Here is a 13,181-nt window from a genome sequence, read left to right as displayed (position 1 = left end):
CCCCGGCAAGCCGTGACTCTGATAGGGGAATGGGGATGTGAGGCTAAATGTGAGCGTCAAATTGCTACGGATATTTGGTGATACTTCCATCAAATCCCTCTGAAAATCCCTTTGGTAGATAATCCGATAACCTGTCTATATCTCCGGTGTCATAGTGTAAATCTGGGACTTCAATACGTTTCGCTCGTATTACTACAGATATGTTATAACCATACTGCCTAATCCATGGTTCACTACAATCAAACCCTGCAAACACGAGGTTATAGAGCAGTAGCCCAGCATTCCAGATTGTTAGATGCCCGCCAACGATCTCATCTTTCCTTTTGGGGACGCTGATTGCTACATAACCTCCCGGTTTGACGGTTTCTCTAACTTTTTTTAGGAAAAGGTTGACGTTTGGTTGATGCTCCAAAACATGAGATAATAGAACACAATCATATTTGTTCGGGAGGTCAATCTCCAAGAAGTCTCCGCGTATATAATGGAGGTCATCACCTCTGGTGCTGAAGTAGTAACTGTCGCCGAAGTCGAGTTCGGTAACCTCTTTTCCAAATTCTCTGAGGATTTGAGACTGCTCGCCTCCGCCACTTCCAACGTCTAGAACAGTGTTGATATTGCATTCGTCTACCAAGTGCTGGATCATCAATCCACTGAATTGCATTTCTCTAAAGTCAGGACGAATCTGTGACAGCTCTTGGGCACTTTCAGCGCGATTTGCGTAGGTTTTGTTCCCACTAACCTCATACAACTGTGTCCAGCCTAGTACCTCCAATTCATATTCTCTGACAAAGTGCGCCAACTCAGATAGAATCCTTAGCTGCTTAGGATGTCTAAGTATGGATAGGTTAATGCGACCAAGGTTCTGCGATATATTGGCTTTGTCTTCCAAAATTTTGGCGGATTGAGCGGCATGCAAATATATAGAATTCAGATGCTTTGATGATGAACTAGGAAAGTTTCTGCGAACGGTATCGCTTAATTGCACAGTCTTGCTGTGTTGGTTCTTAAGAAAATGCCACTTTGCCAACGTATGGAATGGGAGGATAGAGCTTACTTGGTTCTCAACCAGGCATTCTAGATTAGCGAGCGCACTATCTTGTTTTCCGGATTTCCAGTCTGCTTGATACTGTTGCAAAACAATATTGATATCCAAATAGAATTCCTTCCTACTTGCTAATATTTTCGAGTATCTTTTCGAATTTCTCGGGTTTCCCCGTTCCGCTTTTTAGATAATGCGGAGCTTTGATATAAGCCGCAAAAAACAGTTCCTCAATTGAGAGGGATTTGTTTCTTCTAGGATTCTCCAAAAGGTCATCTGTGATGCCCCAGCCCGCATAAAATGGCATTCCAACAACTCGGACATTAGAGCCACGCATTGCGGCCTCAAACCCAGCGAGAGACGATATCACGTAGACTTTGGCAAAGGCCGAAATATTCTCCCATATTGGAAATGGTTGATCCATAATAGTGATGCGTTCAGAGTATTCGTAAATATCTGAGTATGCCTTTCTACGTCCAGCAGTAACATCTGGATGAGGCCTAAAGTAAATATTAGCTCCGGGGTTCTCTCTTATGGATATTTCAATAAGTTCGGTGTTAATTTTTACCTTAGGACTGCCATATTTAATAGATGCATCATCCTCACATTGACCGAATACAATTATGTTTCGGTCGCTATCATGGTCAATATTATAGGTGGTATTTTTCTCTTCCAAATTATATTTAGTGATATTTTTGGAGAGGATTATATCCATGTATCGAGCTGCTGCTTTCCTATCATCATCCGTAAAGGTCGAGGTGGAAATAAGCTCCTCCAATTCTGATGCCCGTGTAGAATTAAAATAAATTCCACCAGATTTATCCAGAAGCAAGCTGGATGGCGCAACATAATGTGCTCCCAATCCTTTGGATCGGACAAAACCATCTTCGATCCGCCAGATAGGAATATTTTGTTCTTCTGCATATTCTTGCAGACCACTGCTGCCGCCCATTCCCCAGAACACGACCACTGGATCTTTTTGATTATCAAGCAGCTTTCGCGCACCTTTCAAACTTGTGTTGTTTTTTATAAAGGTTACAGACTTCGCCCCTTCTTCATAGAGTAGCTCGATAATTATTCTTCGTTTCCATGGATGTATGTTTGAGACAAAAAAATTACCCCTGTTTGATGTATTTAAAGATCTTTTTAAATAATTGTATTTTAACAAAAAATGATGATATGGATTGCTGAAATACTTTACTAAGTTTGCAGTTTTGTTGTTTTTAAAAATTAAATTCATTGCTCTGAGCAGGGCCTGTTTTTCACGGACTAATGATTGAAGGGAAGTTCCTAATTGATCTTTAGGGGGGCTGTTGAGGATACGTGTGACCATTTCCAGCTCTGTTGTTGATGACATATGCATTGACTGATCCCGTGTCACGGCTTTTCTTTTGCTTTATCGGAAGCACCACATCACCTATAAGCAATTTTAATGCAGTAAATAGAAGCGTTTTGCGCAAAAATCAAGCAAAGTTGCACTAGGCCGGGTCGAAGAAATAGTGAAAAGCGTCAGGTCAACAAAACCATCAACTGTGTGAACTTTTTACACGTACTTTCAATCTACCCCATGATGCCGATAGGTGAGGCTGTGACAGACATACCCGGAAGCCTCGAAGGACATACGGACAGTGTCCATCGTCCAGGCCGCAGCGTTGGTGCCGGTCAAAAGCAGGACTGGAGGTAAAGAGCTGTTTAGCATCTGAAGCTCCTAAGAAAGGCAGGGGCCAAACGGTGCCCCCACCATAGTTGCTTTATCAGGTCAGGCTCAACGAATTGTAAGCGTCGCGTAAGATGTCACCGGTCCGCTTCGTCAGCTGGTTTGAGCCAGAGCGGACTAACAAACAGCAGCATGCCGCTGCAAAGAGCAACGGCTGCTATTTGAAGTCACTAGGGCTTCTTTGTGGATCGCAAAATCTTAGCCAACACCTGTTCGGCAAATACTTCGGGGTTTGCCACCGCAGTGCCTACCCACTCGTCTTTAATGATGATCTTACCTGTCCTTGCCTCGATAACCGTTACTGTGCCAGCCATGGAGGATGCACCAGTACCGAAGAGAACATCATATCCCATGTTGGAAATGAAGAAGCTCCGCACCGTGACTTCAACGTTGACTCGGGTCGGGCCATGCAAGTCTTTCAACTTGGTCTTTAAGGCCCTTTTTGTGGCTTTTACGATGATGTCTTTATCGTAGTCTTTGCCCAAAACGTTGTGGAGCCCTTGGTATTTCCAATCGCCAGTCACAGTCAGCTTTGCAACATTTACGCGCGCTGCTTCAATGTCTTTAGCCGTAATGGTTGTTTGGCACGCTGCCAGTGAAAGCCCAGCCATAGCAAGCACTGCTACGTTCCGCAGGTTCTTCAGCTTCTGTGCGAAGCTATATAATAGTTTGTTTTTCATTGAGTTATGACTTCATTGCATCGAGGCCGAAATTGTAATGAGCCATAGTGTCAGCGAAGGCTTGCGCCTGAGTGATTTCTCTCGCCTTTCAAAAGCACGTTTTTCTGAAAGGCTTTATGTTTTCTTTGGAGGTTCGCGCCTAAGCTTCATCCGTGAGGTGGGCTTTTTCGGGCCGCTCATCATCACGTCTGTTCTCTGGGCTGGGTGAGAAAGAGGTCTTTCTCTGTCAGCTGGAGTACGCCGGGGGAATGCAGGAAACCCTGTCGGAAGGACGGTAGATGACACAAGGAGTTGGCCTTGTCATGCAAGGCGGTGGAGCTCTTGGAGCCTATGAGGTTGGTGCGCTCACCCGCATTTATCAGGCAGGCTTCGAGCCGGAAATCATCACTGGCACCTCCATTGGTGCGCTGAATGCGGCTGTCATTGCGGCCCCAAAACTCGGCGACCCTATCGAGACCCTCCACGCCCTGTGGGAACACCTGAGCCACGCGCCCGGCTTCATATGGCATTCCAGCCAGAAGCTGCTGCGTGCCAGCATGGGCCACCCTCGCTTTTTCAAGCTGCACCCGCCGTCTTTCATGAGTGAAAATCGCCCCAGCATCTACGACATCACCCCTGCGCTAGAGACCATGGAAAAATTCATCGACTTTGAGCGCCTCAACAGCGAGGAGGCACCACGGTTGGTGATCACAGCAACCAACGTGGCAACGGGGCAGATTGAGCGGTTCTCCAACCGGGATCACTACCTCACCTCCAAACACATCATGGCAAGTGGATCTCTGCCTCCGGGCTTCCCTCCGATTGAGCTGGACGGTCACTATTACTGGGACGGCGGACTTTACGATAACACGCCGATCCGGTCACTTCTGCGCATTCTGGATGACTACCAGGTCTCTCATATGCCAATCTTCCTGATCGAGCTGTTCTGTCCGGAAGGCATCATTCCCACCACGGTAGAAGAAGCGGTCTACCGCATGACGGAGCTCATGTTTGAGGACAAGTTCTGGCTCATGCTGGACGGCGACAAGTGCGCCCAGCATTACTCGCATATGCTCTACGATCTGGACAAATTGGTGCCTCAGGATTCTCCCATCAGAGACTGTGATCACTACCGTTCGCTCATGAAAATGCGCGCGATCTCCCACATCATCACAGTAAAGGCTGAGCACAATGCGCTGACCGGTGTGGTGGATTTTGAACCCAAGAGCATCAACGAGCGCATCAAGACCGGATATCTGGCTGCGGATCAGGCGTTGATCAATTACGCCGACCGTATTGAGGCCATCATATCGGCGACGTACGAAGGCCATATGACCGACAACACCCATTCAGAGCACAAACCGCACCCGGACGAAAAGAGGTGCCAATGAGTGAGATTGACGAAAGCAAATATGACAGCGGCGCCTATGAAAACAAATGGTTCGAGGCTTCCGACGGCATCAAGCTCAATTACCGTGTGTATGGCAATGGCACCTCCCGAAAACCCGCAATCATCGCCTTGCCGGGCCTGACCCGCTGTGCGCGCGATCTGGACCCCATGGCGGTCCAACTGAGCGAGGCCTACAAGATCTACGCGCTGAACCTGCGCGGGCGGGACTTATCCGACTATGACCCGGATTACCGCAACTACAACACCACCGTTTACATCCGCGATATCTACGAGTTCTGGAAGTCCACCGGAGAGCTGCCCGTTGTGCTGCTCGGCTCCTCCCTTGGCGCTTTGCTTGCCATGCTGATGGTGGAGGACCACCCGGATATGCTGGCTGGCACAGTACTCAATGACCTTGGTGCCACAATCGAGTTTGCTGGCATGTCGCGCATCTTTGGGTATGCCGGACAGCTGGAGGACGAAGAAGAGCTGAGTGCGGTGGTCAGCACCATCAAAGTGCACGTAGGCAACCAATTTATAAACTTACCGGAGGACCAGTGGGAGCGCATGGCGCTGTCCATGTATGGTCGCAAAAACGGCAAATGGCATCATCGCTACGACGACAATCTCGGCGTTGCACTCTGCGAGAACAAAGAGAACTTCCGTGACCTGTGGCAGGCTCACCAGCGCGCCGCCGACCTTGAGCTGCCTGTCTTGTCTATTCGCGGTGAGCTGTCGGATGTCACCACTGCCGTTACCATCCGCTCCATGAAGAACATGACCCCTCACATGCAATCGGTGGATATTCCCAATCGCGGGCACTGCCCCTTGTTGGATGAACCGCAATGCATAGAAGCGCTGATGGGCTTCATGGCTCAAATTGAAAACCGTGCCTGAACCGTAAACGAGTGGAGGCAAGCATGGCCCGCAAACATCTGGTTTTGTTGAATATGATCGGGGCACTCGCTCTGGTCATGATCGATCAGACTGTGCTGGGCATCATTCTGCCGTCCCTTCAGCGAACCTATGCCTTTGGTCCGGTGCACCTGCAATGGGCGGTCAATGCTTACCTGATCGCGCTGGCCTCCATGTTGATGTGTGGTGGCTGGTTAGGCGATAAATTCGGTTACTTCACCTCCCTTCGCATCGGTGTGGCACTGTTCACCGCCGCCTCGCTCGCCTGTGCCTATGCTCCAACGGGTGACATATTCATAACCTCCCGCGTGTTTCAGGGGCTCGGCGCCGCATTGATGCAGCCTGCGGCAACGGCCCTCGTGTTTTCCTCTTATCCGGCAGATGAAAGGGGCAAGGCTCTGGCACATTATGTCGGCGCTGGCCTGGTCTTTATGGCAGCAGGGCCACTGGTGGGCGGCACGCTGGTGCAACTGTTCTCATGGCGGCTGGTGTTCTTGCTCAACGTACCCGTTGGAGCCGCCGTCCTGATCATGGCCTTTGCCATTGGCAAGGGCAAAACCTCCAGAGAAACCGGCAATTTTGACTTTCTGGGTGCAGCTCTTTTTGTCATGGCATTGCTGGTGTTCACTGTTGCAGTTCAACGCTTGGGCGACTATCGCCTCACATTGGGGGAAGGGGTCGTCTCGCTTGGGTTCATAGCTCTGATTTGTTACCTGCTGTTTGCCCGCAGGCATCGTGTCGCGCAGCCATTCATCCAGTTCTCCCTCTTTGAAAACAAGGTCTATCTGGGGTGCTGTCTACTGCTCTTCTGCATTCCGTTTGGCTTGTTGGCACAAGTGGTGTTCGGCGCAGTTTTCCTGCAAAACGTCTTGAGCCTGACGCCCTTTCAAGCAGGCCTTTCCATGTTGCCTGTGGTGCTGACAATCATCATTTGCGCTCAGTTTGGGGGGCGTTTGGTGGGCAAAATCAATTTCCGCAATCTTGCAGTTTGCGGCAGTCTGGCCATGGGGGCTGGTTTCTTGATGCAGGCCCTGGTGATCCACTTCAACAATCTCTGGATGCTGTTTCCCGGAATGATGCTGATGGGGGCCGGACTGGGCTTTCTCATCAGTTCCGTTTCCACGGAAGCGCTTTCTCACGTTTCTCTGCTCGCCCGCGCCCGCGCCACGGCCTTGCTGCAAACCTGCCGGCAAGTGGGGGGAGTTTTTGGCATTGCCTGTGTGGGGGCGCTTATCAATTGGCGGGAAAAGACGATGATTTCCGCTGCAGCTGAGCTGATGGAGCCTAATGACAAAGACCGCGAACTGCTGCAGTTGCTGCTCTACAAGTTCATGGGTGATCAACCCGCCGCTGCCGCCTTGCTGCACGAGCGCTGGCCGCAGTCGCTTTACATCCTCAAAGCAATCAGCAGCCGAGCACTTGCAGATGGCTTTTTCTTCAGCGCACTGGTTTTGGCTGGTGCCGCTGTCATGTCTCTTTGGGCCTTCAAAGGCCACACACCAAGACAAAGACCACCAGCCTCAAAAACACCGGCACCGGAAAAGCCAGCAGATGATTAGTGCGAAAGTCCCCGTGTAAGGGCCGTAAGCCACAACCTGACGCATTGGCGCCATTTTGTTTGCTTACAGGTTTGGCCAAAATTAACTGCACAGACCAATCTCTCCTTCATCTTCTTAGGCGTATGCTCTCAGGGTAACCGGAGCGATGCCCCGGCGATTTGCATAAACACCTTGGCACCACCTGATTTTAAGACGGCTTCTTGATGCATCTACGGACACTAACAGTTTTGGCAGGACTTCTGGCGCTCAGTGGCTGCAATGAGTCCACGCCCCTCCAAAAATCAGCCCCACAAGCAGATATGATTGCAAAGTTGGACGAGCACGCCAAAGGCATCCAGCGCGGCAATCCGGATGCAAGCCTGAGTGTGGCGGTGGTTCGTGAGGGGAAGGTCGAGTTTATCCGTCTCTACGACAAATCCAGCAGAGGCAAAACTGTGGTTGGGGCGCAAGAGCCTATTTTTGAAGTTGCCTCCCTCGGCAAGCCCGTCTTCGCCTATCTGACGCTGAAACTGGTGGATCTGGACATCCTCTCACTGGAGCGTCCGCTCTACCAGTACGCCCCGGATCTGTTTGAAGGCTCTGACCCACGATTGAAGCGCATCACCGCTCGTATGCTGCTCTCTCATACCTCCGGTCTCGCCAACTTTGATGAGAAAGATCCGCTGAAGCTGCGGTTTGATCCGGGGACGGAGTTTACCTATTCCGGTTCCGGCTATGCCTTGTTGCAGCAGGTGCTGGAGCGGCGAACGGGACTGAACCTTGAGACGCTGGCGCGCATTCATGTGTTTGAGCCGCTTGGCATGTCGTCCACCAGCTATCTCTGGCAGCGGGCTTACGATTACCGCATCCGTTTTGGGTATGATGCAGAGGGGGACCGGATAAAAGAAAAGCGGAAACCCGCCATCGGCAATGCGGCATGGAGCCTGCACACTACAGCTGGAGACTACGCCCGCTTTCTGGTTGCCATGATGGATGAGGCCGCAGAGCCCGAGCTGAAAGAGCGCATGTTGCAAACCCACAAGACTGTGACAGGCAAGATCGGTTGGTCTATGGGCTGGGGGCTTCAGGCGACCAAGCCAAACAGCTCCATCTGGCACTGGGGCAGCAATCCGGGTTATCGCTCTTACACAGTTGGCTATCCGCGGGATGATATGGGGATTGTGGTACTTTCCAACAATGAGAAGCTCTTTGAGAAAATTGAGCCGCTCATTCTCCATACAATAGGAGGGACATTGCCCTCCTATCACTGGTTCTAACTTACAGGGTCACACTGTTTCCCGCGCATTGGCAAGGAACGGAGACAGCCGCGCCATGGCTTCATTGAGCTGCTCATCCGTTTGCGCAAAGCACAGGCGGAACCAACCCGGCTCTCCAACAAGGAATGCATCTCCCGGTGCGAGCCCCACCTTGTCCTTTTCAATCAGCATGCGGGCATAAGCGACGGAATCCGTCACGCCCTCCACCTTGAAATAAGCATAAAAAGCGCTTTCTGGCACCGGACAGGTTACGCCCTCATGGGCGAGCAAGCGCGAGCACACCAGATCTCGTGCGTGCTGGTAGTTCTTTGCCATTTGCGCAACAAACTCCTCGCCCTGCTGAAGTGCAACCACAGCTGCTCGCTGAGAGAACGGCGGGGCACTGGCGATGGAGAACTCGGCGATCTTTTCGACAACAGGGGTCAGGCTTGGCGGCAAGGTGAGCCAGCCTAAACGCCAGCCAGTCATGGCCCACGATTTGGAAAAGGAGTTCACCACGATCAGGCGATCTTCCGGCTCGGACACCTCAAGAAACGATGGAGCTGCCTTGCCGGAATAAACTGTACGGGCATAAACCTCATCAGAGATCAGCCAGGTGCCGCGCTCGCGCAGAACTTCCATGATCCGCGCAATCTCATGTTTGGTCAGCATAAAGCCCGTCGGGTTGGAAGGTGAGTTGAGCAACACCACCTTTGCGCCCTTGGCGGTTTCCAGAAACCCCTCCACATCCAGTGACCACTTGCCGTCCTTCACTTTAAGTGAATGAGTGACCGTGCGGGCACCTTGCAGTTTGGGAATGGAGAGCAGGTTTGGGAAAGCGGGCGTCAACGTGACAACCGTATCGCCTTCTTCCAACACACACTGAAAGGCCAGATTGAGCGCATTGCCGCCGGAGACGGTGACCGCAACACGGTCCACGCCGATGGGCTTGTTGTAAAGCTCGCTCATATAGCCTGAGATCGCCTCTCGCAAATAAGGTCGTCCGAGGCCTTCTGCGTAAAACGTTTCTCCCGCAGACAAGGACCGTGCGGCCTCATCACAAATGAATTTGGGGGTAGGGATGTTTGGCTCCCCAAACCACAAAGGAATAAGACCCTCCACGCTCATGGCAGCATTTGCCAGCTCTCGCGTGATGGATGGAGGAACCTGAATTGCGCGGCTTTCCAGCCCTTGTTTTGCTAAACTCGTCAATATGTTGCCCGTCCGCCCGGATTTCAAACAATGATCAACCTCGTGAGCCTCGGGGTCGAAATAGAACCCAAGGCACCACCGTCCTGAAGTTTATTCATATATCAGCAAATAGAAATTTCCAGGATAGAGATTTCGTCAAGCGTTTGCGAGGGAAAGAGCCCGTGCAGTGCTCGCACAGGGCGGCGGCATAGCACCACACGGGCCTTCACATACCCGGAATTAGGGTTCCGGGCTCTCGGGAGGAGGTTGCTGAAGCAACAGGAGCGGCCATTGCTTCAACTTCTCACAACACACTGGGGCTATGGCTTTTGGGGATATCTTTGCCTGAAAACCCATCTTTCAGAGATATGCCCGGATCAGCCCCAGGAGCATCAAGTCTCTCTCATCGCATGTGCGATCTGGTCCATCATTGGTTTGATCAGATAAGACAGAACAGACCGGTCTTCTGTCTTGATAAACGCCTCAACCGGCATGCCCGGAATAAGAGATTTGCCGTCCAAACGCTCCAGTTCCTCTTCAGGAATGGCCAGCTCGGCCAGATAATAAGTGCTGCCTGTGCGCGGGTCCTGCACCAGATCGGGCGAGATGGTTTTCAGCCGCGCCTTGAGTTCCGGGGTGGTGCGCTTGTCAAACGCGGGCAGGCGAATGGTTGCTTCCTGATTGGGGTTGATCTGATCCACATCCACCGGCTGCACCTTGGCTTCCACGATGAGCTGGTCTTCTTCCGGCACAATCTTCATCACCACTTCGCCGCCCATGATGACGCCGCCGATGGTGTGAATGGCCAGATCAAACACCTTGCCGTTTTGAGGTGCTCGGATTTCCGTCCGGCGCAGCTCATCCTGCGCTGCAATGCGTCGTTCTTCGAGCTCAGAGATCTGGGCACGGGTCTGTTGCAATTGTTCCAGATTGTTGGACCGTAGTTCCTCATCTGATTGTATGATCATGACCCGGCGTTCGCTGATCGCCTCACCAGAGCGGGCGATCTGGGCAATGATGCCGCCAAGCTCGCCTTCCAGAGAGCTGCGCTCACGCTGAAACGCCATGACACGGGACTCGGTCACCAGTTTCTTTTTACGCAAAGATTCCAAGCCACCCAGTTCGGTGTTGATCAGGTCTACTTCGTTCTGTTTTGCATCCCGCTGCAGCTCTAGGCCGTCGATCTGCTTTTCAAACTGGCCGATCTGGGTTTCCAGCTGCTCTTTCTTGCTCAGATGATTTTTCTGCCGCGCTTCCATCATGTTGCGCTGGGTTTCTTCAATCATCATCAAGTGCGCACGGTGCAAAGGAGATTTCGCCCGTTGCTTGAACGTAATCTCAGTGCGGCCCTGTATCTCAGAGGTCAGCCGGGATTCTTGCGCATAAAGCTCATCCAGCTGATTGGTCAGTACGGCCAGATTGGAGCGGGTGAGAGTATCATCCAACCGCAGAACAAGTTCTCCGGCCTTCACCGGATCGCCGTTCTTGACGAGGATCTGGTTGACGATACCGCCATCACGGTGCTGCACGCTCTTGGTGCTGGTTTCAACAACGATGGTTGCCGGAGCAACAACCGCGCCAGAAATTTCCGTCACAACTGTCCAGGTGCCTGCACCGAAGATGAGGAGTGCTGCAAGAGCACCGCCCCATTTGAGATGGCGGGTGATGCTTGCGCCGATATCGTAGGAATTGTCGGTATTTCTAGCCATTTAACGCGACCTCCTGCGGCTTGCGAAGCGGAGCTATCACCTGCTTCATGATCTTGTCTTTTGCACCAATGGCTTCCGCTTCACCCTCATTCATCACAAGGATCTGATCGACTGCTGACGTTGCTGCCGGACGGTGTGCCACCACGATGACGATGGAACCGCGCTCACGCATGTCGTGGATGGCGTTGGTCAGCGCTGCTTCGCCTTGCGCATCCAGATTGGAGTTTGGCTCATCCAGCACGATCAGGAACGGGTTGCCATAAAGCGCACGCGCCAGTGCAATCCGCTGACGCTGACCACCAGAAAGGCCGTTGCCAGTTGCGCCGATGACAGTGTTGTAGCCTTCCGGCAAGCTCACGATCAGATCGTGTACGTTGGCCATGCGAGCGGCTTCAATCAGCTTGTCGCTGTCTTCATCCGGCTTGAAACGCTGGATGTTCTCGGCGATGGTGCCATCAAAGAGCTGAATGTCCTGTGGCAGATAGCCGATGAAATCACCACGATCCATCGCGCTCCATTGGTCGAGCTCCGCGCCATCAAAACGGATCGAGCCCTTCAGAGGATTGGTGATGCCAACCATCGCTCTCGTCAGCGTTGACTTGCCAGACCCCGAATGCCCGATGATACCCAGACCATCTCCAGCTTTCAGTTCCAAAGAAACGTTTTTGACGAAGGCCTCTTTGGCTGCGATTGGTCCGCAGGACAAGCCTTCAACAACAACCGACTCCTGCGGGAACGGAATGGACACCCGCTCCTTTGGCTTTGCCTGTGAGGCGAAGATTTCCTGAAGCCGCGAAATGCCAACTCTGGCGGCCACAAATCCACGCCAGTTGACGATTGCCATCTCAACCGGAGCCAGTGCACGGGCCGTCATAATAGAAGACGCGATCATCACGCCTGCAGAGACTTCCTGCTGAATGACCAGCCAGGCCCCAAGGGCAAGAATACCGGACTGCAGCATGAACCGCAGGGTCTTGATCATGGTGGTGAAGATGTTGGACCGGTCAGAGGCTGCCCGCTGACGACCAAGGAAGACATCATTGTTGTCCTCCCAACGGTCACGCAAATGGTCGATCATGCCCATGGCCTCAATGCTCTCGGCATTGCGGCGGCACGCTTCAATCAATGTGGTCCGCTTGTTGGCTTCAACAGCTGTGTTTGCAGCCGGGCGACGAGAGGATAACTCGTTCAGCGCAATCAAGGCACAGATGAACAACGCACCAATGAGAGCTGTGGTGCCCAAAAGCGGATGAAACAGAAACACGATGCCCAAGTAGAGTGGCATCCATGGCATATCGAAGATCGCGGAAGGACCGGAGCCGGACAGGAACTGCCGGATGGAGTCCAGATCGCTGACAGGTCTGGAGCGTTCGCCCTCAGCGCCCATAACCAACGGGACACGGGTCGATGTTTCAAAGGCCAGACCGGTGAGCTGCTCATCCACGTGTTGACCAACACGCAGCAACAGCCGGTTCCGCAGACCATCCAGAATTCCGTAGAAGACATAAAGCACAGCCACAAACAGGCTGAGAACAACAAGCGTTGGCACAGAGCTGCTGGACAAGACGCGATCATAGATCTGCAGCATGAACAAAGGGCCAGTCAACATAAGCAGGTTAATTAACATGCTGATGCCACCAATGCCCCAAAACGCCCGATAGAGTTTGCGAAAGGCGTTGGAAATGTAGGATGTGTGCTCTTGTAACGGCTTACCCAAAATACCCTCCAGCTTGTTGTTTTTATGCTGGGTTGGTTCGGGCGCCACAC

The 13,181-nt window shown here is 52.2% G+C and carries 11 protein-coding genes; 4 read left to right on the top strand and 7 right to left on the bottom strand.

Annotation, left to right across the window (positions count from 1 at the left end):
- Positions 1 to 64: 64 nt before the first annotated feature.
- The 4 genes from PsAD13_RS26135 to PsAD13_RS26125 form a co-directional block, all read right to left on the bottom strand.
- Positions 65 to 1,153 carry a class I SAM-dependent methyltransferase gene (locus tag PsAD13_RS26135; protein ID WP_063319961.1) on the bottom strand — a complete coding sequence of 363 codons (1,089 nt, stop codon included), beginning with the start codon at positions 1,151 to 1,153 and terminating at the stop codon, positions 65 to 67.
- A 13-nt stretch (positions 1,154 to 1,166) separates the two neighbouring features.
- Entirely contained in the window at positions 1,167 to 2,402 is a 1,236-nt protein-coding gene (locus PsAD13_RS26130; RefSeq protein WP_084404841.1) for a hypothetical protein, read from the bottom strand.
- Positions 2,403 to 2,594: 192 nt separating this feature from the next.
- Positions 2,595 to 2,738, bottom strand: coding sequence for a hypothetical protein (locus PsAD13_RS27725; protein ID WP_208986951.1), 144 nt, complete (start codon positions 2,736 to 2,738; stop codon positions 2,595 to 2,597).
- A 188-nt stretch (positions 2,739 to 2,926) separates the two neighbouring features.
- Positions 2,927 to 3,436: a hypothetical protein gene (locus PsAD13_RS26125; protein WP_063319959.1), complete on the bottom strand. Its 510-nt coding sequence runs from the start codon at positions 3,434 to 3,436 to the stop codon at positions 2,927 to 2,929.
- 278 nt (positions 3,437 to 3,714) lie between these two features.
- Here PsAD13_RS26125 and PsAD13_RS26120 point away from each other — a divergent pair, with 278 nt between their 5' ends.
- From PsAD13_RS26120 to PsAD13_RS26105, 4 genes are all read left to right on the top strand, one after another.
- Entirely contained in the window at positions 3,715 to 4,806 is a 1,092-nt protein-coding gene (locus PsAD13_RS26120; RefSeq protein ID WP_208980581.1) for a patatin-like phospholipase family protein, read from the top strand.
- Positions 4,803 to 5,702 (top strand): alpha/beta hydrolase, encoded by a 900-nt coding sequence (locus tag PsAD13_RS26115; protein WP_063319958.1) that lies wholly within the window; start codon positions 4,803 to 4,805, stop codon positions 5,700 to 5,702. The genes PsAD13_RS26120 and PsAD13_RS26115 overlap by 4 nt, the downstream gene beginning before the upstream one ends.
- Positions 5,703 to 5,725: 23 nt before the next feature.
- Positions 5,726 to 7,279, top strand: coding sequence for an MFS transporter (locus tag PsAD13_RS26110; RefSeq protein WP_063319957.1), 1,554 nt, complete (start codon positions 5,726 to 5,728; stop codon positions 7,277 to 7,279).
- A gap of 299 nt (positions 7,280 to 7,578) precedes the next feature.
- Entirely contained in the window at positions 7,579 to 8,535 is a 957-nt protein-coding gene (locus PsAD13_RS26105) for a serine hydrolase domain-containing protein (RefSeq protein WP_063319956.1), read from the top strand.
- 9 nt (positions 8,536 to 8,544) lie between these two features.
- Here PsAD13_RS26105 and PsAD13_RS26100 read toward each other — a convergent pair whose 3' ends face one another.
- The 3 genes from PsAD13_RS26100 to PsAD13_RS26090 all read right to left on the bottom strand — a co-directional run bounded on the left by PsAD13_RS26100 (position 8,545) and on the right by PsAD13_RS26090 (position 13,131).
- Positions 8,545 to 9,726, bottom strand: a complete 1,182-nt coding sequence (locus PsAD13_RS26100) for a pyridoxal phosphate-dependent aminotransferase (RefSeq protein WP_063319955.1) — start codon at positions 9,724 to 9,726, stop codon at positions 8,545 to 8,547.
- A gap of 371 nt (positions 9,727 to 10,097) precedes the next feature.
- Positions 10,098 to 11,414: an HlyD family type I secretion periplasmic adaptor subunit gene (locus tag PsAD13_RS26095; protein WP_063306947.1), complete on the bottom strand. Its 1,317-nt coding sequence runs from the start codon at positions 11,412 to 11,414 to the stop codon at positions 10,098 to 10,100.
- Entirely contained in the window at positions 11,407 to 13,131 is a 1,725-nt protein-coding gene (locus PsAD13_RS26090; RefSeq protein ID WP_063320077.1) for a type I secretion system permease/ATPase, read from the bottom strand. The genes PsAD13_RS26095 and PsAD13_RS26090 overlap by 8 nt, the downstream gene beginning before the upstream one ends.
- Between the last annotated feature and the right edge of the window lie 50 nt (positions 13,132 to 13,181).

Source organism: Pseudovibrio sp. Ad13 (assembly GCF_001623225.1).
In the GTDB taxonomy this organism is placed as follows: domain Bacteria; phylum Pseudomonadota; class Alphaproteobacteria; order Rhizobiales; family Stappiaceae; genus Pseudovibrio.
This window is presented reverse-complemented; position numbering and strand designations above follow the sequence as displayed.

Coding starts and splice junctions, on each gene's coding strand:
- PsAD13_RS26115 (WP_063319958.1), top strand. CDS start 4,803: ATGAGTGAGATTGACGAAAGCAAATATGACAGCGGCGCCTATGAAAAC.
- PsAD13_RS26125 (WP_063319959.1), bottom strand. CDS start 3,436: ATGAAAAACAAACTATTATATAGCTTCGCACAGAAGCTGAAGAACCTG.
- PsAD13_RS26110 (WP_063319957.1), top strand. CDS start 5,726: ATGGCCCGCAAACATCTGGTTTTGTTGAATATGATCGGGGCACTCGCT.
- PsAD13_RS26130 (WP_084404841.1), bottom strand. CDS start 2,402: ATGCATATGTCATCAACAACAGAGCTGGAAATGGTCACACGTATCCTC.
- PsAD13_RS26095 (WP_063306947.1), bottom strand. CDS start 11,414: ATGGCTAGAAATACCGACAATTCCTACGATATCGGCGCAAGCATCACC.
- PsAD13_RS26120 (WP_208980581.1), top strand. CDS start 3,715: ATGACACAAGGAGTTGGCCTTGTCATGCAAGGCGGTGGAGCTCTTGGA.
- PsAD13_RS27725 (WP_208986951.1), bottom strand. CDS start 2,738: ATGCTAAACAGCTCTTTACCTCCAGTCCTGCTTTTGACCGGCACCAAC.
- PsAD13_RS26105 (WP_063319956.1), top strand. CDS start 7,579: ATGATTGCAAAGTTGGACGAGCACGCCAAAGGCATCCAGCGCGGCAAT.